The sequence below is a fragment of the Micromonospora sp. NPDC093277 genome, assembly GCF_044765245.1.
In the GTDB taxonomy this organism is placed as follows: domain Bacteria; phylum Actinomycetota; class Actinomycetes; order Mycobacteriales; family Micromonosporaceae; genus Micromonospora.
Genome location: NZ_JBIWJO010000004.1, coordinates 114,211 through 134,062 on the forward strand (window position 1 = coordinate 114,211; position 19,852 = coordinate 134,062).

At 71.2% G+C, this 19,852-nt stretch carries 17 protein-coding genes and 1 pseudogene; 14 read left to right on the plus strand and 4 right to left on the minus strand.

What is annotated here, in order from left to right; translation table 11 throughout:
* The first annotated feature begins 118 nt into the window (after positions 1-118).
* From ACIRG9_RS10760 to ACIRG9_RS10775, 4 genes are all read left to right on the plus strand, one after another.
* Positions 119-679 (plus strand): UTRA domain-containing protein, encoded by a 561-nt coding sequence (locus ACIRG9_RS10760; protein WP_402853368.1) that lies wholly within the window; start codon positions 119-121, stop codon positions 677-679.
* A 1-nt stretch (position 680) separates the two neighbouring features.
* Complete coding sequence (locus tag ACIRG9_RS10765; RefSeq protein ID WP_402853370.1) at positions 681-1,409, plus strand: GntR family transcriptional regulator; 729 nt, start codon at positions 681-683, stop codon at positions 1,407-1,409.
* A gap of 72 nt (positions 1,410-1,481) precedes the next feature.
* Positions 1,482-1,991, plus strand: coding sequence for a SigE family RNA polymerase sigma factor (locus tag ACIRG9_RS10770; RefSeq protein WP_402853372.1), 510 nt, complete (start codon positions 1,482-1,484; stop codon positions 1,989-1,991).
* Positions 1,988-3,907: a hypothetical protein gene (locus ACIRG9_RS10775; protein WP_402853375.1), complete on the plus strand. Its 1,920-nt coding sequence runs from the start codon at positions 1,988-1,990 to the stop codon at positions 3,905-3,907. The genes ACIRG9_RS10770 and ACIRG9_RS10775 overlap by 4 nt, the downstream gene beginning before the upstream one ends.
* A gap of 51 nt (positions 3,908-3,958) precedes the next feature.
* Here the strand turns inward: ACIRG9_RS10775 and ACIRG9_RS10780 are convergent, their stop codons facing one another.
* Positions 3,959-4,699 (minus strand): SDR family NAD(P)-dependent oxidoreductase, encoded by a 741-nt coding sequence (locus ACIRG9_RS10780; RefSeq protein WP_402853380.1) that lies wholly within the window; start codon positions 4,697-4,699, stop codon positions 3,959-3,961.
* 209 nt (positions 4,700-4,908) lie between these two features.
* Between ACIRG9_RS10780 and purB the strand changes: the two genes are divergently transcribed.
* Complete coding sequence (gene purB / locus ACIRG9_RS10785; protein WP_402853383.1) at positions 4,909-6,342, plus strand: adenylosuccinate lyase; 1,434 nt, start codon at positions 4,909-4,911, stop codon at positions 6,340-6,342.
* Positions 6,343-6,443: 101 nt separating this feature from the next.
* On the opposite strand, the gene ACIRG9_RS10790 is transcribed toward purB, so the two are convergent.
* Positions 6,444-7,010 carry a YbjQ family protein gene (locus tag ACIRG9_RS10790; RefSeq protein ID WP_402854239.1) on the minus strand — a complete coding sequence of 189 codons (567 nt, stop codon included), beginning with the start codon at positions 7,008-7,010 and terminating at the stop codon, positions 6,444-6,446.
* Between the two features lie 420 nt (positions 7,011-7,430).
* On the opposite strand from ACIRG9_RS10790, the gene purS reads away from it, so the two are divergent.
* The 4 genes and pseudogenes from purS to ACIRG9_RS10810 all read left to right on the plus strand — a co-directional run bounded on the left by purS (position 7,431) and on the right by ACIRG9_RS10810 (position 12,084).
* Complete coding sequence (purS, locus tag ACIRG9_RS10795; RefSeq protein WP_402853386.1) at positions 7,431-7,694, plus strand: phosphoribosylformylglycinamidine synthase subunit PurS; 264 nt, start codon at positions 7,431-7,433, stop codon at positions 7,692-7,694.
* On the plus strand, positions 7,691-8,374 hold the full coding sequence (purQ, locus tag ACIRG9_RS10800; RefSeq protein ID WP_402853389.1) for a phosphoribosylformylglycinamidine synthase subunit PurQ: 684 nt from the start codon (positions 7,691-7,693) through the stop codon (positions 8,372-8,374). The genes purS and purQ overlap by 4 nt, the downstream gene beginning before the upstream one ends.
* A gap of 67 nt (positions 8,375-8,441) precedes the next feature.
* Positions 8,442-10,863 (plus strand): annotated as a pseudogene (purL, locus tag ACIRG9_RS10805) (phosphoribosylformylglycinamidine synthase subunit PurL); the annotation flags it as partial.
* Positions 10,864-11,334: 471 nt separating this feature from the next.
* Positions 11,335-12,084, plus strand: a complete 750-nt coding sequence (locus ACIRG9_RS10810; protein ID WP_402853392.1) for a 2-phosphosulfolactate phosphatase — start codon at positions 11,335-11,337, stop codon at positions 12,082-12,084.
* Between the two features lie 208 nt (positions 12,085-12,292).
* Here the strand turns inward: ACIRG9_RS10810 and ACIRG9_RS10815 are convergent, their stop codons facing one another.
* Entirely contained in the window at positions 12,293-14,260 is a 1,968-nt protein-coding gene (locus tag ACIRG9_RS10815; protein ID WP_402853395.1) for a carboxypeptidase regulatory-like domain-containing protein, read from the minus strand.
* A 194-nt stretch (positions 14,261-14,454) separates the two neighbouring features.
* Here ACIRG9_RS10815 and ACIRG9_RS10820 point away from each other — a divergent pair, with 194 nt between their 5' ends.
* From ACIRG9_RS10820 to amcA, 5 genes are all read left to right on the plus strand, one after another.
* Positions 14,455-14,778: a sterol carrier family protein gene (locus ACIRG9_RS10820; RefSeq protein ID WP_402854242.1), complete on the plus strand. Its 324-nt coding sequence runs from the start codon at positions 14,455-14,457 to the stop codon at positions 14,776-14,778.
* A gap of 160 nt (positions 14,779-14,938) precedes the next feature.
* Positions 14,939-16,555, plus strand: coding sequence for an amidophosphoribosyltransferase (gene purF / locus ACIRG9_RS10825; protein WP_402853398.1), 1,617 nt, complete (start codon positions 14,939-14,941; stop codon positions 16,553-16,555).
* 62 nt (positions 16,556-16,617) lie between these two features.
* On the plus strand, positions 16,618-17,772 hold the full coding sequence (purM, locus tag ACIRG9_RS10830) for a phosphoribosylformylglycinamidine cyclo-ligase (protein WP_402853400.1): 1,155 nt from the start codon (positions 16,618-16,620) through the stop codon (positions 17,770-17,772).
* 122 nt (positions 17,773-17,894) lie between these two features.
* The gene (gene amcB, locus ACIRG9_RS10835; RefSeq protein WP_402854244.1) at positions 17,895-18,998 is read left to right on the plus strand and encodes a cyclophane-forming radical SAM peptide maturase AmcB; all 1,104 of its coding nucleotides are present in this window, start codon (positions 17,895-17,897) and stop codon (positions 18,996-18,998) included.
* Complete coding sequence (amcA, locus tag ACIRG9_RS10840) at positions 18,967-19,203, plus strand: multiple cyclophane-containing RiPP AmcA (RefSeq protein WP_402853403.1); 237 nt, start codon at positions 18,967-18,969, stop codon at positions 19,201-19,203. Before amcB ends, amcA begins: the two co-directional genes overlap by 32 nt.
* A 147-nt stretch (positions 19,204-19,350) precedes the next feature.
* Here the strand turns inward: amcA and ACIRG9_RS10845 are convergent, their stop codons facing one another.
* Positions 19,351-19,566 carry a DUF3073 domain-containing protein gene (locus tag ACIRG9_RS10845; RefSeq protein ID WP_402853406.1) on the minus strand — a complete coding sequence of 72 codons (216 nt, stop codon included), beginning with the start codon at positions 19,564-19,566 and terminating at the stop codon, positions 19,351-19,353.
* Positions 19,567-19,852 lie beyond the last annotated feature (286 nt).

The window sequence follows — 19,852 nt, forward strand, 5'->3', positions numbered from 1 at the left end:
TTCTTTCGAGAACAACCTTACTGCCTTTTGAATAAGGTGCCAAGGATGCTGAAGATGCGACACGCCGCCGGAAGAGATCTACCCTTGCCGGACGGGTGGCACGGACGGGAGGCGGGCGATGAATGACCGGGCGTGGCTCAGCATGTCGATGCCGTACGTCCTTCCCGCATCCGCCGGACAGGGCGATGTCTGGGCTGCTGACGCCGCACAACAAGGCGGCGTGGGCGCCCAGCGCCTACTTGAAGTCGCGGAGATCGTGCCGGTGGCCGAGGTCGCCGAAGCATTGCAGGTCGAGCCGGCCACGCCGGTCGTCGTCCGTCGGCGACTGATGCTGTTGGACGATCGCCCCGTGGAGCTGACGGATTCGTATTACCCGACTTCCATCGCTCGGGGCACGGCACTCGCCGAGCCGCGCAAGATACGTGGTGGAGCGGTTGGTCTGCTCGCCACGCTGGGCTACGAACCCGGGCTGGTGCGAGAGGACGTCTACACGCGGATGCCTGACGAGGCCGAACGACGCGTGCTCGACCTGAGCGGGCAGGAGTGGGTGCTCGGCCTCACACGGCTGCTCAGCACTCATCAGGGAGTGCCGATCGAGGCCAGCGTGATGACGATGGTGCCGCAGGGCCGGCGCCTGCGATACGAGATGACAATCAACGATCCTGACGGGGGGAGCTGAGGTGACCGACGGGCGCCCTCGACACGAGCAGGTCGCGGCGGACCTCCGCGCTCGCATCATGTCCGGGGAGTTCGCGCCTGGCTCGCAGTTGCCCTCGATCCCGAGCCTGGTGACCCGCTATGCCGCCGCGACGGCGACGATCCAGCGAGCCCTCGGTGCACTCAAGACGGAAGGCTCGATCTACAGCGAGGTCGGCAAGGGGGTCTTTGTGCGTCGACGGCCGTCACAGGTGGTGACGGCCTCGGCCTATCTCACTCCCGGATCCAGCGGATATTCGTACCGTTTGCTGGACGTGTCGGAGACCGTCCCGCCGCCGGAGGTCGCTAACGGCCTGAGCCTCGGCGAGGACGAGAAGGTGGTGCTGCGCCACCGCCTGTTGCTGCAGGGCGGCGAGCCCGTCGAGGTGTCGTGGTCCTACTACCCGAGTTCCCTCGCGGCCGGTACCGAACTCGCCGAGCGCAAGAAGATCAGCGGTGGTGCGGGCGGCGTCCTGGCGGAACTTGGCCTGCCGCAGGGGCAAATGATCGATCGGGTGTCGGCGCGGATGCCGACGCCCGATGAGGTCGAGATGCTGAACCTGCCGCCGTACGTCCCGGTGATCCGTCAGCACCGCGTGATCTATGCCGCCAGCGGACGACCCGTCGAGGTGTCGGTGCTCGTCAAGGGCAGCCATCTCCACGAGCTGCGCTACGAACAGCAGCTTTTGTCGGGGCCGACGTCCGCGACGTGATCCCGCGCCAGGCAACCCCGGCCAGGGGTCCCTCCGTCACCTGGGCATGAGGCGAACGAGGGATCCCGGGTCGTGAATCGGGCTGACGAGGACGAGTACCGGCAGTTCGTGGTCGCCCGGCTGGAGGCGTTGCGCCGGACGGCGTACCTGCTCTGCCGCGACTGGCACACGGCCGACGACCTGGTCTCCATCACCATCGGCAAGCTCTACCGGCACTGGCGGCGGGTCCGTGCGGCGGAGAACGTCGACGCGTACGTGCGGGGGATGCTGACCAACGCCTGGCTGGACGAGCAGCGCCGGCCCTGGCGGCGCGAGTGGGCGACGGACGAGGTGCCGGACCACGCGGACATTGTGCTGCCAGAGCCTTCGCTGGCTGATCGGGAGATGCTGCTGGACCTGCTCGGGCAACTGCCGCCCCGGCGGCGCGCGGTGCTCGTGCTCCGCTTCTACTGCGATCTTTCAGTGGAGGAGACCGCCGACACCCTCGGTATCAGCTCCGGCACCGTGAAGAGCCAGGCCGCCCGCGGCCTGGAGACGCTGCGCCTGCTGATGGCCCCGTCGGCCAGTGGGGAGCTGTCATGACGTACCAGCAGCTGTTCGACGACCTGATCGGCGATGTCCCGATCTCCACCGTGGACCTGGACCGAGTGATCGGCCGGGAGCGCCGTGTCCGCCGGCTGCGGATCGGCGCGGGCACCACGGCGGTCGCGGCGGCGGTGGCCGCCGTCGCGTTCGGTACGACCGCCTTGATTGGCAAGCCGCACGCTCAACCGGCCAAGCCGAAGCCGACCATCACCACTGTCCCCGGCACCGACCAGGACCTGGATCGGATCGATGCCGCCGTGGTCGCCGCCCTGCTGCGCGCGGAGCCCCGGCTGACCTGGGCGGCGGAGGGCACTCTCGCCAGCACGACTCCGAACTGGGAATCCCAGCCCAGTGGCGGCGCGACCCTGGCCTCCGGTTACCTGGGGGAGGGCGGCGTCCGGATCGGGGGCGTGGACGTATCCGTCCAGGTGCAGATCAGACGCGACGGCGCGGCCTCCTGGGAACGGGAGGGAGGCACCTCGTGCAGCAAGAACGCGGACGAGTGCGGGGAGCGGAGCGGCCCGCACGGGGAGAAGATCAAGTTCGAACGGGGGTCCTGGGAACGGCAGGTACCGCCGGACTTGCGTGACCGCCTTCCGCGCCGCAGCGAGAAGGGGAGGGTCGCGGTCCTACGGCGGGACGGATCGCTGGTGTTGGTGAACGCGACGACGACCGGCGAGGACTCCCGGCTACCGCTAACTGTCGAGCAGCTCACCACGGTCGCTCTCGACCAAACGATCGTCCTCGCCCCGATGCCGCCCCCTTCCCCCGCCCCGAGTTCGACCGTCACCACCGTCGCCGGCACGCAGCAGGATGCCGCCCGGCTTGAAACCGCGCTGACGGCCGCCTTCCGCAAGCAGGCGCCCGGGTTCACCTGGACAACCAAGTGGGGCGGCAAGGACAGTGCCGGGCCGGTTGACGACGCCAGGACACGGCTGAATGTGGACGAGCCAAGCCTGGGTGCCTGGTTCCGAGTGGGTAACCGAGGGGGAAATGTCATCTTGCGCCTGGTTCGGGAGGGGCAAGCCGTCTGGGAGAGTGCGCCGCCCTGCCCCGTCGCCGGCCCGGCCGGGCTCAGCTGCACCGTCACGACCGGACCGGGCGGTGAGAGGATTCGGGCCCGGCAGCTGTTGAGAGGCTTCGGCTGGGCCGGTGACCTGCACCGCCCTGCAGCGGACGGGAGTCTCCTGGTCGAGGTGCTGCGCCCGGACAACAGCCTGGTGTACCTGTCCGTCGGGCAGGACAAGCCGGCGCTGTCGCTGGCACAGCTGGTCGATGTCGCCCTCGACCCCGCGCTTGTGCTGGCGCCACCCCCGCCTCGTGGCACCGTCAGTGGCCAGGGCTTCGGCGGTCCTCGGCAGTACTACAACGAGGCTGAGCTCACGGCCGCCGGCACCGCCTTGGACGCAGTGTCGCCCGAGGGCACGATCTTCGTCAGTCCCTCCCATGCCGAGTTCGACGGACTGAACCGCACCAGTGCGGTGTCGTTCGTCTTCCTGGTGCAGCGGGCCGGGTTGGCCGGTGACGGGGAGATCGTCGTTCAGCGCCGTATGGGATTCGCAGTGAGCTGCGAGATGGTCCGGTCGATCTCGTCGCAGCTACACGAGCGGCACCCGCACGGCGGTGAGTGCACCGAATCGACCCGTCCGGACGGCAACCGGGTTGTCGTCATCGTGTCGCGCTCGTCGGGGACGGTTGCCTACGACGTCTTCGTGCAGCGGCCGGACCGGGGCACGGTCGAGGTGGTGCTCGACAACGTGCCGAACAGCGGGGCGGCCACGGACATGCCGGAGAGCCAGGACCTCGTGCACGTGTGGCCGAAGGGTGTGCAGGGCGGGACGAAGCCCCCGCTCACCCTGCACCAGGCGACCGAGTTGGCGGGCCATCCGGACCTGCTCAACCTGCTGCCCTGACCGCCGTCGCACCCGGGGTCGGCTCACACGCCGACCCCGGGCAACGCCGGATCAGGCGGTTGCGCCGCCGTCGATGGCGATGGCCGCGCCGGTGATGTGCCGGCCGCCCTCGCCCACCAGGTGGCTGATCGTGGCCGCCACGTCGTCCGGCGTGCCGTACCGGCCGAGGGCGATGTGTGACCGCTGCTTGTCGGAGGTGCCGCTGTCCGACGGGTTCATGTCGGTGTCGGTGGAGCCGGGGAGGACCAGGTTGACGGTGATCCCGCGGGGACCGAGCTCGCGGGCGAGTGCCCTGGTCAGGCCGTTGACCGCGGTCTTGGTCATGGCGTAGACGCTGACCCCCGGGTCGGGGACCCGGCTGGCGAAGCTGCTGCCGATGTTGACGATCCGCCCGCCGTCGCCCATGTGCCGCACCGCCGCCTGCGTCGCCAGGAACGCCCCGCGTACGTGCACGGCGATGGCCAGGTCGAGGTAGTCGAGGCTGACCTTGTCGATCGGCCCGGCTGAGAAGACTCCGGCGTTGTTGACCAGGATGTCCAGCCGCCCCAGCTCGGCGACGGTCCGCTCGACCGCGTCGACCACCGCCGTACCGTCGGCGCTGTCGGCCTGGATCGCCAGGCCGGTGCGGCCGTACGACTCGATGTCGGCGACCACGGCCTTCGCGCTGTCCTCGGCCGAGCGGTAGGTGAACGCGACGTGGGCTCCGTCTTCGGCCAGCCGGCGTACGACGGCGGCGCCGATCCCGCGGCTCCCGCCGGTGACGAGGGCGACCCTGCCGGTAAGTCTGGACACGCTTCCCCATTCCTGTCGGTCGACTCGGGAGGATGATCACCCTATCCGGCTCGCCGGGCCGCCCGATCGGTCCGCCCTGGGCGTTGGGGTGACTCGGGATGCGGCACATCGCGGTCTTCTGGAGGCCGGATACCCCCACATGCCGCATATGGAGTGGATCATGCCGACCCGGCGGGGGCGACCAAGATCGCCCTGGTCGGTGCGGGAGAATGAGGGCCGTGACGACGATCCCGAACGTGCTCGCCCACCGGTACGCCTCGCCCGAGCTGGTCGCCCTCTGGTCGCCCGAGGAGAAGGTACGGATGGAGCGGCGGCTCTGGCTCGCCGTACTCCGGGCCCAGCGGGACCTCGGCGTGCCGGTGCCGGACGGGGTGGTCGAGGCGTACGAGCGGGTGGTCGACGAGGTCGACCTGGCCTCGATCGCGGCGCGCGAGCGGGTCACCCGGCACGATGTGAAGGCGCGGATCGAGGAGTTCAGCGCGCTCGCCGGGCACGAGCACGTGCACAAGGGGATGACCTCGCGGGACCTCACCGAGAACGTCGAGCAGCTCCAGATCCGTGCCTCACTGGAGCTGATCCGGGACCGGGTGGTCGCCACCCTGGTCCGGCTTGCCTGGCACGCCCACGAGTATTCCGGCCTGGTGATGACCGGCCGGTCGCACAACGTCGCCGCGCAGGCCACCACGCTGGGCAAGCGCTTCGCCTCCGCCGCCGAGGAGCTGCTGATCGCGTACGAGCGGCTGGAAGATCTGATCGACTGGTTCCCGCTGCGCGGCATCAAGGGTCCGGTGGGCACCGCCGCCGACCAGCTCGACCTCTTCGACGGTGACGCCGACAAGGTGGCCGAGCTGGAGCGCCGGGTCGCCGAGCACCTCGGGTTCAGCCGGGTGCTGGACAGCGTCGGGCAGGTCTATCCGCGCTCGATCGACATGGCGGTCATCGCCGCGCTGGCCCAGGTGGCCGCGGCGCCGTCGTCGCTGGCCACCACGATCCGGCTGATGGTGGGCCAGGAACTGGTCACCGAGGGCTTCAAGCCCGGCCAGGTGGGCTCCAGCGCGATGCCGCACAAGATGAACACCCGCTCATCGGAGCGGGTGAACGGCTTCGCCGTGATCATCCGGGGCTACCTGTCGATGGTCGGCGAGCTGGCCGGCGACCAGTGGAACGAGGGGGACGTCTCCTGCTCGGTGGTCCGCCGGGTGGCGCTGCCGGACGCGTTCTTCGCCGCCGACGGGCTGTTCCAGACCTTCCTCACCGTGCTGGACGAGTTCGGGCCGTACCCGGCGGTGATCAACCGGGAACTGGAGCGCTTCCTGCCGTTCCTGGCCACCACCAAGATCCTGGTGGCGGCGGTCCGGCGCGGCGTCGGCCGGGAGGTCGCGCACGAGGCGATCAAGGAGCACGCGGTCGCCGTGGCGCTGGCCATGCGGGAGCAGGGCGCGGCCGGGAACGACCTCTTCGACCGCCTCGCCGCGGACGCCCGCCTCGGCCTGACCCGCGCCGACATCGACACCCTGGTCGCCGACCGCAACGCCTTCGTCGGCGCCGCCGCCACCCAGGTCGACCGGGTAACCGCCCGCATCGCCAAAATCGTCCAGTCCCACCCCCAGGCCGCCGCCTACACCCCACCCCCCATCCTCTAACCGCCCACCCCCCGGCCCGAACCTGATTGATCATGAGGTTGGCGGTGAGGTGGATCTCTGATTCCGCCGCCAACCTCATGATCGACGCCGCTGGCGGCCGGTCAGGAGTTGCGGGTGGGGGTTTCGGCGGCGGAGCTGAGGTTGGGGGCGCTCGGCGGCTCGGCGACGCCGCCGGGAGCGGTCGCGATTTCCGGTTCGTGCGCGGTGTCGGCCGCGACGATGGGCTGGTCGGGGGGCATGACCTCGGGCATCTTGGGTACGACGACCACCGCCGTGCCGTACGCGCAGATCTCCATCCACATCTCGCCGCAGTCCCGGCTGTCGAAGCGCATGCCGATCACCGCGTTCGCGCCGAGCCGCTGGGCCTCCTCGCCCAGCCGCGCCACGGAGTCCGTACGCCAGCGGGTGAGGTTGTCCGGTGCCATCGGGTCGTACGCGCCGCCGCGGAGGTTCTTGACCCCCTCGCGGTAGGGGTTGCGTGTCCTCGCCAGCGAGGAGACCACTTCGCCGAGGATCTGGCGGATCTCGTAGCCGGGTAGTTGATCCGTCGTCACGACCAGCACGGTTCCGATGCTGTCAGTCGGGCGGTGACCCGATCGTCTGCCGTGGCCACGTGATCGGATGCTGCAAAAGGGGTCGGCGCGGACGGTCGGCGCGCTGCCGACCATCTGCGTGGCGCGCGGCGTCAACCGGCCGTCACCTCGCAGACGGACCGCCGGAGGGCCGGACGGTCAGACTCGGGCCACGGAGGTTATCCGGACCCGGTTGGATCCGACTTCTGGACGTTCTGGGTCGAATAGTATCGAGCTCCGCCGATGCGGAATGGGGATCGTCCGTTGCCATTGCAAGGGATTGATCGGGATTGGTGGATGTAACGATTTGGCGTCCTCCGGCGCGGCGAAGCCCCTGCTCGGGGGACGTTCCGGCAAAGCGCGGACATCCCGCATTCCCGCACCCCGCCGGTAATGTCGATCACTGCCTGAACTGTCCCCGGCCGGTGCGGTCGAGGCGGAATCTGCCAGGTAGGCTGGCTGGGCTCGCCCGTTGTTGGGCCGGCACCCAACTGCGTACACAGTCAGGAGTGCCCAGTGCCTCGCGTCGTCGTCGACGTCATGCTCAAGCCCGAGATCCTCGATCCTCAGGGCCAGGCCGTCGCAAACGCGCTGCCCCGGCTCGGCGTCAGCGACGTCGCCTCGGTCCGGATCGGCAGGCGGATCGAGATCGAGTTAACCGGTGAGCCGGACCTGGACCGGGCCCGGGAGATCGCCGACCAGCTGCTCGCCAACCCGGTCATCGAGGACTACACCATCCGACTTGTCGAGGCCGACGAGACCGTGGACGCGGGCCGGTGACCGCCCGGGTCGGTGTGGTGACCTTCCCCGGCTCGCTCGACGACGGGGACGCGGCCCGGGCAGTCCGGGTCGCCGGCGCCGAGCCGGTCCGGCTCTGGCACGGGGATCCGGGGCTCTACGGGGTGGACGCCGTGGTCCTGCCCGGCGGCTTCTCCTACGGTGACTACCTGCGCTGCGGAGCCATCGCCCGGTTCGCCCCGGTCATGGAGACGATCGTGGACGCCGCCCGGGGCGGCCTCCCGGTGCTCGGCATCTGCAACGGCTTCCAGATCCTCTGCGAGGCCCACCTGTTGCCCGGGGCGCTCACCCGCAACCAGCACCTGCACTTCCGTAATCGGGACCAGTTCCTCCGCATCGAGGCCGTCGGCACCGCCTGGACCAACGCGTTCCAGCCGGGCCAGGAGGTGCTGATCCCGGTCAAGAACGGCGAGGGCTGCTACGTCGCCGACCCGGCGACGCTGGACCGGCTGGAGGCCGAGGGTCGGGTCGTCGCCCGCTACCTGGGCGGCAACCCCAACGGTTCGCAGCGCGACATCGCCGCGATCACCAACGAGGCCGGCAACGTGGTCGGCATCATGCCGCATCCCGAGCACGCGGTGGAGGCGCTCACCGGCCCCTCCCTGGACGGTCTCGGCTTCTTCACCTCGGTGCTCAAGCACCTGGTGGGGGCCCCCGCGTGACCGTTCGCGGCGGAATCATCGGTCGGCTCCCCCGCCCGTGCGGCGGCGAGCGCAGCGAGGAGAGGTCATGACCACTCATCCGGACCCGGCCCTGCGGGAGACGCCGGGCGCCTTCCCGGCCGACCCGGCGGAGCCGCGTACGGCCGCCGTGCTGCCGCAGGCCGGCCCGGCCGACGACTGGGCCCCGGGCGTGGACACCGTGCCCCGGGCCACCGGCACGCCGGACGAACTCCAGCCGTACGCGGAGCTGGGCCTCCGCGACGACGAGTACGACCGGATCCGGCACATCCTCGGCCGCCGGCCCACCCAGGCCGAGCTGGCCATGTACTCGATCATGTGGAGCGAGCACTGCTCCTACAAGTCGAGCAAGGTGCACCTGCGTCAGTTCGGCGAGAAGGCCCCGCCGAGCGATCGGCTGCTGGCCGGCATCGGCGAGAACGCCGGTGTGGTCAAGGTCTCCGACGAGCTGGCGGTGACCTTCAAGGTCGAGTCGCACAACCACCCGAGCTTCGTCGAGCCGTACCAGGGCGCGGCGACCGGCGTCGGCGGCATCGTCCGCGACATCCTCGCGATGGGCGCGCGTCCGGTCGCGGTGATGGATCCGCTGCGTTTCGGCGCGGCCGACCACCCGGACACCGCCCGGGTGCTGCCCGGCGTGGTCGCCGGCGTCGGCGGGTACGGCAACTGCCTCGGCCTGCCGAACATCGGCGGCGAGGTGGTCTTCGACCCCTGCTACCAGGGCAACCCGCTGGTCAACGCGCTCTGCCTCGGCGTGCTGCCGGTCGACCGGCTGCAGAAGAAGGAGGCCGCCGGCCCCGGCAACGTCGTGGTGCTGATGGGCGCCAAGACCGGCCGGGACGGCATCGGCGGCGTGTCGGTGCTGGCCAGCGCCACCTTCGACGACGAGAGCCAGCAGCGCCGTCCCTCCGTGCAGGTCGGCGATCCGTTCATGGAGAAGCTGCTGATCGAGGCGTGCCTGGAGCTGTACGACGCCGAGCTGGTCGTCGGTATCCAGGACCTCGGCGGTGCCGGCCTGACCTGCGCGCTCACCGAGACCGCCGCGGCGGCCGGCACCGGCATGCGGGTGTGGCTGGAGCGGGTGCCGCTGCGCGAGCCCTCGATGGAGCCGCACGAGATTCTGGCCAGCGAGTCGCAGGAGCGGATGCTGCTGGTCGTCGCCCCGGACAAGCTCGAGGCGGTGCTCAAGACCGCCGAGAAGTGGGGCGTCTGGGCCACCGCCATCGGCGAGGTGACCCCGCCGGCCGCCGACGGGCAGCCGGGCCGGCTGGTCATCACCTGGCGCGATCAGCTCGTGGTGGATGTGCCGCCGGGTTCGCTGGTCGACGACGGTCCGGTCTACGCCCGCCCGATGCGTGAGCCGGCCGACCTGATCCTGCTCCAGGCCGACCGGGCGGAGACGCTGCCCCGGCCGAACAACCCGGAGGCGCTCCGGGAGACCGTGCTGCGCATGATCGCGTCGCCGAATCTGGCCGACAAGACCTGGGTCACCGAGCAGTACGACCGGTACGTGCTGGGCAACACCGTGCTCGCCCAGCCGGAGGACTCCGGCGTGATCCGGATCGACGAGCGGACCGGCCTCGGCGTCGCCCTCTCCGTCGACGGCAACGGCCGGTACGCGCGCCTCGACCCGTACCACGGGACGAAGCTCGCGCTGGCCGAGGCGTACCGGAATGTGGCGGTGACCGGCGCGAAGCCGATCGCGGTGACCAACTGCCTCAACTTCGGCTCCCCGGAGGACCCGGGCGTGATGTGGCAGTTCGCCGAGGCCGTCCGCGGCCTGGCGGACGGTTGCCTGGAGCTGGGCATCCCGGTGACCGGCGGCAATGTCAGCTTCTACAACCAGACCAACGCGGCGGCCATCCACCCGACTCCGGTGGTCGGCGTGCTGGGCGTGCTGGACAACGTCGCCGAGCGTGTGCCGATGGGCTTCGTGCCGCGTCCGGGTGGCAACCACGACCAGCTGTTCCTGCTCGGCGAGACCAACGTCGAGCTCTCCGGCTCGGAGTGGGCCTGGGTGACTCACGAACACCTGGGCGGCATCCCGCCGCGGGTCGACCTGGCCCGCGAACGGCAGCTCGCCGAGCTGTTGGCCGCCGCGGCCCGGGTGGGGCACCTCAGCTCCGCGCACGACCTCTCCGATGGTGGTCTCGCCCAGAGCCTGGTCGAGTCCTGCCTGCGGCGTGGCGTCGGCGCCCGGGTGGTGGTGCCGGAGCACTTTGCCAGCGGGTCGATGCCGTTCGTCTTCCTGTTCAGCGAGTCCGCCGGCCGCGTGCTGGTCTCGGTGCCCCGCGGGCAGGAGAAGGCGTTCACCGCCCTCTGCGTCGAGCACGGGGTGCCGTGGGAGTTCATCGGGGTCACCGACCCGACCGGCGGGGGCCTGGAGGTGCACGACCAGTTCCGGATCGGCCTGGACGAGCTGCGCGCCGCGCACAGCGAGACCCTGCCGCGCCTCTTCGGCGGTTCGGAGGCGGCCCCGGTCGGCGGCCCGGCCACCGTCGAGCAGCCGGTGGACGTAGCGGCGGATGACCAGCCGACGCAGGCGGTGACCGAGCCGACGCAGGCGGTGACCGAGCCGACGCAGGCGGTGACCGAGCCGGCAGTGGCCCAGACCGATCCGGCCGAGGCCCCGGACGCTCCGGCGGCGAGCGCGGACAGCTCGGCGGCGGTCGTGCAGGCGCCGGCAGAGGCCGAGGCTGGCCCGACGCAGGCCGACTCGACGCAGGCTGGTCCGCTGCGGACCAGCTCGACGCAGGCCGGTCCGATGGAGCCGTCGACGCAGGGCGCGGACGCCCCGGCGGAGGCGGCCGGCGACATCCCCGCCAACCCCGTCGAGGCGGCCTCCGAGGCGACCTCCGCTCCGGCCGAAGCCGGGCCGGCGGACTCCGCGGCGACTCCCGGTGACCCGGACCCGGCGCCGGACCAGCGCTGAGGCCCTGGCCTTGGCCGTTTTCGCCCAACCCGGCGCCGGCGCCCGGTTCGACTGGGGGCTGACCGGGGCGGCGGAACTCGGCCGGGTCTGTGCCGCCCTGGTGGTGGTGGACGTGCTCTCGTTCACCACCGCCGTCGAGGTGGCGGTCGGGCGGGGCATGCGGGTGCACCCGTTTCCCTGGGGGGAGCAGGCGGCCGACTACGCCCGCCGGGTGGGTGCCGTTGCCGCGGTCGGCCGCCGGCAGGTGACCCCGGAACACCCGTGGTCGCTCTCGCCGGCTGCGTTGCGGACCGCGCCGGTCGTCGCCGACCTGGTCCTGCCGTCCCCTAACGGCTCGGCGATCAGCGCCGCCGCGAGCGCCACCGGGCTGCCGGTGGTCGCGGCGTGCCTGCGTAACGCACGCGCCGTCGGGCGATGGCTGCGCGCCGAGGGGTACGGCTCGACCCACGCCCCGGTCGGGGTGGTGGCCGCCGGGGAACGCTGGCCGGACGGCTCACTGCGCCCCTGCGTGGAAGACCAACTCGGGGCGGCCAGCGTGCTGGACTCCCTGTCCGGCGTACCGGGCGGGCTCTCGGTGGAGGCGGCGATGGCACTGGCCGCGCTGGCCAGTACCCCCGATGTGCCGGCGGCGGTCCGGGGATGCGTCTCCGGCAAGGAACTCGCCGAGAGCGGTTTCGCCGGAGACGTGGAGGTCGCCGTCCAGGTGGGCGTCTCCGACGTGGTGCCGGTGCTCCGCCAGGGCTACTTCGTCGCCGGCTGATTCGCGCGCCGCGCCGCACTCGCCACCCGGTCGTCACCCCGCCCGCCCCACGCCCTTGATCCACTCCATGTGCGGCATGTGGTGGTCTCCGACTGCCGGGAGACCGCAACATGCCGCATCTTGAGCACCACCCTCCCGCCAAACAGACGAAGTGGCCGCCCGGCGGAACCGGGCGGCCACTGTCGATGTTGGCGAGGCGCTCAGGCGATCAGTCGTCCAGCCAGTCGAGGCGGCGACCGCGGTCCTGCGAGCCGTCCTGGCGGCCCCGACCGGCCTGGGCCGGATCGTTGTAGTAGCCGCCGCCCTGGTCGTAGCCCTGGTTGTCGTAGCTGCCGCTGCGTTGCTGCGGCGGCTGCTGCTCCTGGCCGTAGCCGCCCTGCTGGCCGTAACCACCCTGCTGCGGCTGGCCGTAGCCGTCGCCACCGCCGTAGCCGCCACCCTGCTCGTAACCGTTGTAGCCCTGCTGCTGGCCACCGTCGTAGCCGCCGGACGGCCCGTTGTCGTAGCCGCCGGCACCGGCACCGGCACCGGCACCGGCACCGTAGCCGCCACCCGAGCCGTAGCTGTTGCCCTGGTCCGCGCCGCGCCCGTACTGGTCCTGGCCCGGCTGGTCGTAGCCCCGGCCCTCGTCCGGCTGATAGGTGCTGGTCGGGTACGGGTCGGCCGGCGGCGCGTACTGGGTGCTGTCACCGGTGTACCGGCCGGTCGGCTCGTCGTAGCGGTCGTTGCCGTAGCCGCCGCCCTGGGCCGGCGGGTAGCCGCCGGCGCCGGCGCCAGCGCCGTAGCCGCCCTCTCCGTAGGAGGCGCCGCCGTAGCCACCACCGGAGGCGGGAGCGTTGCCGTAGCCGCCACCGGAGGACGGGGCGTTGCCGTAGCCACCGCCCGAGGAGGGGGCGTTGCCGTAGCTGTTGTTGCCGTAGCCGCCCTGGCCGGCCGCGTCGTCGCCGTATCCGTAGCCGCCCTGGGCGCCGCTGCCGTACCCGGGGCCGGGGGGCGCGCCGTACGGGTCCGGCGGGACGTCGTCCACGACCGGGCGGTGCATCATGGTCGGCGCCTCGCTGAGCGCGGTCCCACCGACCATCGTCGGCGCGGCCCCGGCACCCATGCCGTTGACCACCCGGGTCTGCTCGTCCGCGCCCCGGTAGGCACCCCGGGAGGCCGGCACGGGGCCGCCACCCGGGCCACCCGGACCGGCCGGGTCGTCCCCGTCGTCGCCCTCGTTCTTGCGCCGCAGGTAGAGCAGCACGATGGTGCCCACGCCCACGGCGACGAAGAGACCGCCGACCAGGATCAGCAGCCAGTTGCCGGAGCCCGAGTCCTCCTGAGCGGTGTTCGCCGGGGCGGCGGCCCCATCGCTGGCGGCGGCCTCCTCGGTGGTGGTGTCCTCCTCGGTGGCCTCCTCGGACGGAATGGCCTCCGCGCTCTCCGACGGCGTGGCGCTCGGGGTGACCTCGACCTTCACCGGCACGCTGATCCGCAGGCCGGTCACGGCCTCACCGGCTTTTGCGTTGATCGACTTGGTGCCGGGTTGGGCGTCGCCCTTGCTGGCGCCGAGGTCGATTCGACCGGGTGCGATCGGGTCCGACATCGAGCCGGTGAAGCGGAAGTTCCCGCTGCCGTCACTGGTGGCCGAGCGCTGCTTGCCGTTGGCGTCCCGCAGCATGACGAGGGCGCCCGAGATCGGGTCGCCGTTCGCCGCGACGACGACCTTGCCGGAGATCGACTTGACCGTCTGCGCCTGCTCCTGGGTCGGCGGAGCCGCCTTGCCCTTCACCGTCAGCTGGAACGACGGCGTGGCGGGATCGGAGCTGTCCGGGACCACCCGGACGGTCACGTTGGTGTTGGCGTCCTGTGCGTTGTCGTTCGCCTTGATGGTCAGCAGGACCGTCTTCGACGAACCGGGCGGCCCGTTGAACTGGAAGCTGCCGCAACCACTGGAGCAGCTGATCCCCGACGGCAGGCCGGTGAGGCTGATCTCCCCGCTCTTGTCACTCAGGTCGGGCCTGATGTTGACACGCACTGTGGCGTCGCTGCCGGCGCTGATCGTGATCGAGCCAGGGCTGACCGAGGCATCCACGGCCAGTGCGGGTGTGGCGGGGACGGTGAGCAGCGCGCCGATGACCAGCGCTACGACCACACCCGCCCGCTGCTTCCAGGCACGTCGGTGTGTTGACACGTCCACCGCCTTCCGGGTCCGACCTCCCCGCCGGCCGGGTGCCGGGCCGGGGAATGATCACTCACGGTACGAATACGCCGTCGGCAACTATGCCTTGTCTGGCCGGCACATCTCTACCCAGGGCCGGCATCGACCGAAATGCCGTCGGATCGTATCGTCCCTTCGTGTCCTCTCCGTACACTAAGTCCGCCTCGGTGGCGGCGGCGCTGGCAGCGCTGGACGAGGGGCGTACGCCCGACCGGACGGTGTTCCGGGAAGCGGTCCGTACGCTCTTGGCCGTCCTCGCGGAGCGTGCCCCCGGCCGATCGGTGGAGGTGCGGGTTCCACCCTATGGTGCCGTGCAGTGCGTGGCCGGGCCGCGACACACCCGAGGAACGCCCCCGAATGTGGTGGAAACGGACCCGGTTACCTGGTTGGCGCTGGCCGTCGGGCGCCTGACCTGGGCAGACGCGGTCACCGAGGGTCGCGTACGGGTGAGTGGGAGCCGCGCCGACCTCTCCGCGTACCTCCCGCTCTAGCTGGGCGTACGCCGGAGAGTGTGTCACTCTGGGCAGGCACACCGTGACTGTCGGTGTCGAGTCGATTCGCGTACACTGTCAGGCGACGAGGTCCCGGCCGTACGTGCGGAGCTGCCCCCCGACTCCGCCGGGCCGGTCCAGACCAGCAAGGGAGCGGCAGGTGCCCCGAGGCGATGGCCGGCTGAGCCACGACCTTGACCCCCAGCGGCCCGGCCCGCAGGACGCGTGTGGCGTCTTCGGCGTCTGGGCGCCGGGCGAGGAAGTCGCCAACCTCACCTACTTCGGGCTCTACGCCCTCCAGCACCGGGGCCAGGAAGCGGCCGGCATCGCGGTGAGTGACGGCTCGGGCGTGGTGGTCTTCAAGGATCTCGGCCTGGTCGCCCAGGTCTTCGACGAGCCGACCCTGGCCAGCCTGCGCGGGCACGTCGCGATCGGCCACGCGCGCTACTCCACCACGGGCGGCTCGACCTGGGAGAACGCCCAGCCGACCATCCGGGCCACCAGCGCCGGAACCACGATCGCGCTGGCCCACAACGGCAACCTTGTCAACACCGCCGAGCTGCAGCGCGAGGCGGCCGAGCGGCGGCTCGACTCCGACGGCGCGACCAACGACACCTCGCTGGTCACCATGCTCCTGGCCAGCCGGCCCGACCTCTCCGTCGAGGCGGCCGCCCTGGAGGTGCTGCCCCGGCTGCGCGGCGCGTTCAGCTTCGTCTTCATGGACGAGTCGACCCTCTACGCGGCCCGCGACCCGCACGGCGTACGCCCGCTGGTGCTCGGCCGGCTGGAGCGCGGCTGGGTGGTGGCCAGCGAGACCGCCGCGCTGGACATCGTCGGCGCGAGCGTGGTCCGCGAGGTCGAGCCGGGCGAGCTGATCGCCATCGACGAGGACGGGCTGCGCTCCAGCCGGTTCGCCGCGCCCGAGCCGAAGGGCTGCCTCTTCGAATACGTGTACATCGCCCGCCCGGACGCCACGATCGCCGGTCGTAACGTGCACTCCGCCCGGGTGCAGATCGGCCGCCAACTCGCCCGGGAGCACCCGGTCGAGGCCGATCTGGTGATTCCGGTGCCGGAGTCCGGCACCCCCGCCGCGATCGGGTACGCCGAGGAGTCCGGCATCACCTACGGCCAGGGGCTGATGAAGAACCCGTACGTCGGGCGCACCTTCATCCAGCCGTCCCAGACGCTGCGCCAGCTCGGCATCCGGCTCAAGCTGAACCCGCTGCGGGAGAACGTCCGGGGCAAGCGCCTGGTCGTGGTGGACGACTCGATCGTCCGCGGCAACACCCAGCGGGCCATCGTGCGGATGCTGCGCGAGGCGGGCGCGCTGGAGGTCCACGTCCGGATCTCCTCCCCGCCGGTCAGCTGGCCCTGCTTCTACGGGATCGACTTCGCCACCCGGGCGGAGCTGCTGGCCAACGGGCTGGACAACGACGGCATCCGGCGGTCGATCGGTGCTGACACGCTGGGTTACGTCTCGCTGCCCGGTCTCATCGCCGCGACCGAGCAGCCGAAGAGCCGGCTCTGCCGGGCGTGCTTCGATGGGGAGTACCCGATCGAGCTGCCGGCCGGGCATCTGATCGGTAAGCACGTGCTCGAAGGGGTGGGCCGCCGGGTCGCCGCCGAGGCGTCCGACCCCACCGCTGATCCCACCGCCGCAGCCAACGACAACGTCCGCTCGGCTGGCGGCCACAATTCGGCCTCCGCGCCGCTGGGCGGCATTCCGGGCCGAATGGCGGCCGATCTGACGCCGTCGGCCGCCACCCAACGCCGGTAGCACCACCGACGCGGGTCCGACCCCACCGGGACGGCCCCGCGAGAAACACAAAGGGGAGAACCGTGACGCACGTGTCCGAGCGCAGCGGCGCAGGAACCAGCCCGACGGGCGCCGGCGGCGACCGCCAGCCCTGGTCGGCCGGCACCAGCCGTACGGCGCGTAAACGCGCGGTCTCCTACGCCGACGCGGGGGTGTCGATCGAGGCGGGCGACCGTGCGGTCGAGCTGCTGAAGTCCAAGGTCAAGCAGACCCGGCGCCCGGAGGTGATGGGTGACCTGGGCGGTTTCGCCGGCCTGTTCCGGCTGGACACGCAGAAGTACAAGAACCCGATCCTCGCCTCCTCCACCGACGGCGTCGGCACCAAGCTGGTGATCGCCCAGCAGCTCGACATCCACGACACGGTCGGCATCGACCTGGTCGCGATGGTGGTGGACGACCTGGTCGCCTGCGGCGCCGAGCCGCTGTTCCTGCTCGACTACATCGCCACCGGCGAGGTCGTGCCGGACAAGGTCGCCGAGATCGGCGCCGGCATCGCCGACGGCTGCCGCTACGCGGGCTGCGCGCTGCTCGGCGGCGAGACCGCGGAGCACCCGGGGGTGCTGCGCCCCGACGAGTACGACATCTCCGCCACCGGCGTCGGTGTGGTGGAGGAGAGCGAGATCCTCACCTCTGAGCGGGTCGAGGTGGGCGACGTCGTGATCGCGATGCGCTCCTCCGGCCTGCACTCCAACGGCTACTCTCTGGTCCGGCACGTGCTGCTGGGCGCCGGCCGGATGCGGCTGGACGTGGTGATCGACGACTTCGGCCGGCAGCGGACCCTCGGCGAGGAGCTGCTCACCCCGACCAAGATCTACGCGCAGGACTGCCTCAAGCTGATTGCCGAGGCCGAGGTGCGGGCGCTGGCCCACGTCACCGGCGGTGGCATCCCGGGCAACCTGGTTCGGATTCTGCCCGAGCACGTCGACGCGGTGGTGAACCGTTCCACCTGGAGGCCGCAGCCGATCTTCGACCTGATCCAGTCCAAGGGCCGGATCGAGGACCCGGAGATGGAGGCGACGTTCAACATGGGCGTCGGCATGTTCGCCATCGTGTCCGCCGAGGACGCGGACCGGGCGCTGGCCACCCTGACCGGGCGTGGCGTGGACGCCTGGCAGGCTGGCGAGATCATCGAGGGCACCGGCAACGTGCAGATGATCGGCCACCACACCCGCGGATGATCACGTTCTGTTGATCATCCGGCCACCTGATCGGGGGTTCACCCGAGTGGCCACCGCCGCCTAGCCTGAAGGGCGCTTCGGCTGACGGGGGAGGGTTGATGGCCGCAGGTGTGCACACGGGGATGCGGGGTATCGCCGCCGTCCCCTCGTACGTGGTGATGCAGCCCACGACGCTCTGTAACCTCGACTGCGCCTACTGCTACCTGCCGATGCGGGCGGCGGACCGGCGGATGCCGGTCGAGGTCGCCGAGGCGGTGGCGGCCTCGGTGAACCCGTGGGCGGCGGCGGGGCGCTTCTCCGTCGTCTGGCACGGCGGGGAGCCCCTGACGGCCGGCAGGGAGCATCTGGCGGCCCTGCTCGCCCCGTTCGGGCCGGAGGTGGAGCACCACGTCCAGACCAACGCGACGCTGATCGACGACGCCTGGTGCGAGTTCTTCGCCGAGCACGGCGTACGGGTGAGCGTGAGCGTGGACGGGCCGCGCGAGCGCAACGCGGAGCGGGTCACCCGGGGCGGTCGGGCCGCGTACGACCGGATCATGGCCGGGGTGGCCGTGCTGCGCCGGCACGGGCTGCCCTTCTCGGCCCTCGCCGTGGTGTCCCGGCCCGGTCCCGGCCTCGCCACCGAGTTGTACGACTACTTCCTCGACCTCGGCTGCGACGTGCTCGGCGTCAACATCGAGGAGACCGAGGGGGTCAACACCAGGAGCAACGCCCGGGACGCGGCCGCGGTGACCGGGTTCTGGGCGGAGCTGGTCGGCGCGTGGCGCCGGGATCCCCGCATTCACCTGCGCGAGGTGGAGTGGTCGCTGCGCTACGCCGGTGCCGTGCTGGCCGGCACGGCGGACGAGCTGCTGCCCCGCCAGCTCGACCCGATCCCCACCGTCGCCCACGACGGCTCGGTGGTCGTGCTCTCCCCGGAGCTGGCCGGCTTCACCGATCCCCGCTACGGCGACTTCGGCAGCGGCAACGTGCTGGCGACCCCGCTGGCCGAGATCCTGGCCGGGTCGGGGCGGACTCCCTGGGTGGCGGAGTTCCTGGTCGGTGTGGAGGCGTGCCGGTCGTCCTGCCCCTACTTCGGCTTCTGTGGTGGTGGCCACGCCGCCAACCGGTACTTCGAGCAGGGGCGCTTCGACGGTACGGAAACCGAGCACTGCCGCAACAGCAAGATCCGTCTACTGGAGGGAGTGTTGGAGCATGCCCGAGACCACCAGTCACCGGCAGTCTGAGCGGGTCGGGGGAGTCGGCCCGGACCCTGTCGTCGAACGGGTACGGGAGGCCGCCGTGGGGTTGACCGCACTGCTCCACGAGGCCGAGGCCGCGCGGCTGCTGCGGGCGGAGGTGTCGGGCGGCGACGGGGCCAGCGCGGTGTGCGCGTGGAACCATTTCGAGAACATCCCGACGTTCTACAACTGGAACAACCGCCCCCGCTGAGGGCGCGAGTCCGCGATCAAGGACCTGCCGGGCGTGTAGGGATGTCCCTCGGTGCGGCAGGTCCTTGATCGTCGGTCGTACGCCGGCTTCCGCAGAGCACATGCTTGAGCACGCGGGGCTTACCGCGTGCTCAGATGTGACCGGAGGTCAGCGGGCCGGACGGGCCCAGGTGCCCGGGTCCTCGTCCGCGTGGTCCTCGTCATCGTCGTCGACATACTCTTTGTAGTCGTCGTCGAATTCGTGGTCCGACTTGCCGCTGCCGCCGAGTTCTCGCTGCAAGGCGGCGAGGTCGGTGTTCGGGGAGTGGTACTTCAACTCCCGGGCCACCTTTGTCTGCTTGGCCTTAGCACGGCCGCGCCCCATGGCTCGACCCCCTCGCACAGAATGCGGGGCAGCCCGAAGGCGGGCCCCGATGACGTCAGGCATCTCTCGTGGCTCTTACGGTACATGGGGATGCCACCGTTCGGCACCTCGGGTTACCGTCAGCCGGCCCTGCGCGTCGCAGTGATCCGGCCGTCACAAAGTGTACCCGGTAAGGGGTGGGTGCCGTGAGCGGCCGTGACAGCGGTCAAATCGACCTTAAACGCCCCAATTTCCAGCTTAACGCCAGCCGGACGGTCGTATCGCGCCGGGGGCGGAGCCGGTGCCC

What these genes read in the sequence shown, in the direction of transcription:
- ACIRG9_RS10760 (WP_402853368.1), top strand. Translation starts at nt 119, where the DNA reads ATGAATGACCGGGCGTGGCTCAGCATGTCGATGCCGTACGTCCTTCCC.
- ACIRG9_RS10775 (WP_402853375.1), top strand. Translation starts at nt 1,988, where the DNA reads ATGACGTACCAGCAGCTGTTCGACGACCTGATCGGCGATGTCCCGATC.
- purB (WP_402853383.1), top strand. Translation starts at nt 4,909, where the DNA reads ATGAGGGCCGTGACGACGATCCCGAACGTGCTCGCCCACCGGTACGCC.
- ACIRG9_RS10790 (WP_402854239.1), bottom strand. Translation starts at nt 7,010, where the DNA reads ATGGTCGGCAGCGCGCCGACCGTCCGCGCCGACCCCTTTTGCAGCATC.
- amcB (WP_402854244.1), top strand. Translation starts at nt 17,895, where the DNA reads ATGCGGGGTATCGCCGCCGTCCCCTCGTACGTGGTGATGCAGCCCACG.
- amcA (WP_402853403.1), top strand. Translation starts at nt 18,967, where the DNA reads ATGCCCGAGACCACCAGTCACCGGCAGTCTGAGCGGGTCGGGGGAGTC.
- ACIRG9_RS10845 (WP_402853406.1), bottom strand. Translation starts at nt 19,566, where the DNA reads ATGGGGCGCGGCCGTGCTAAGGCCAAGCAGACAAAGGTGGCCCGGGAG.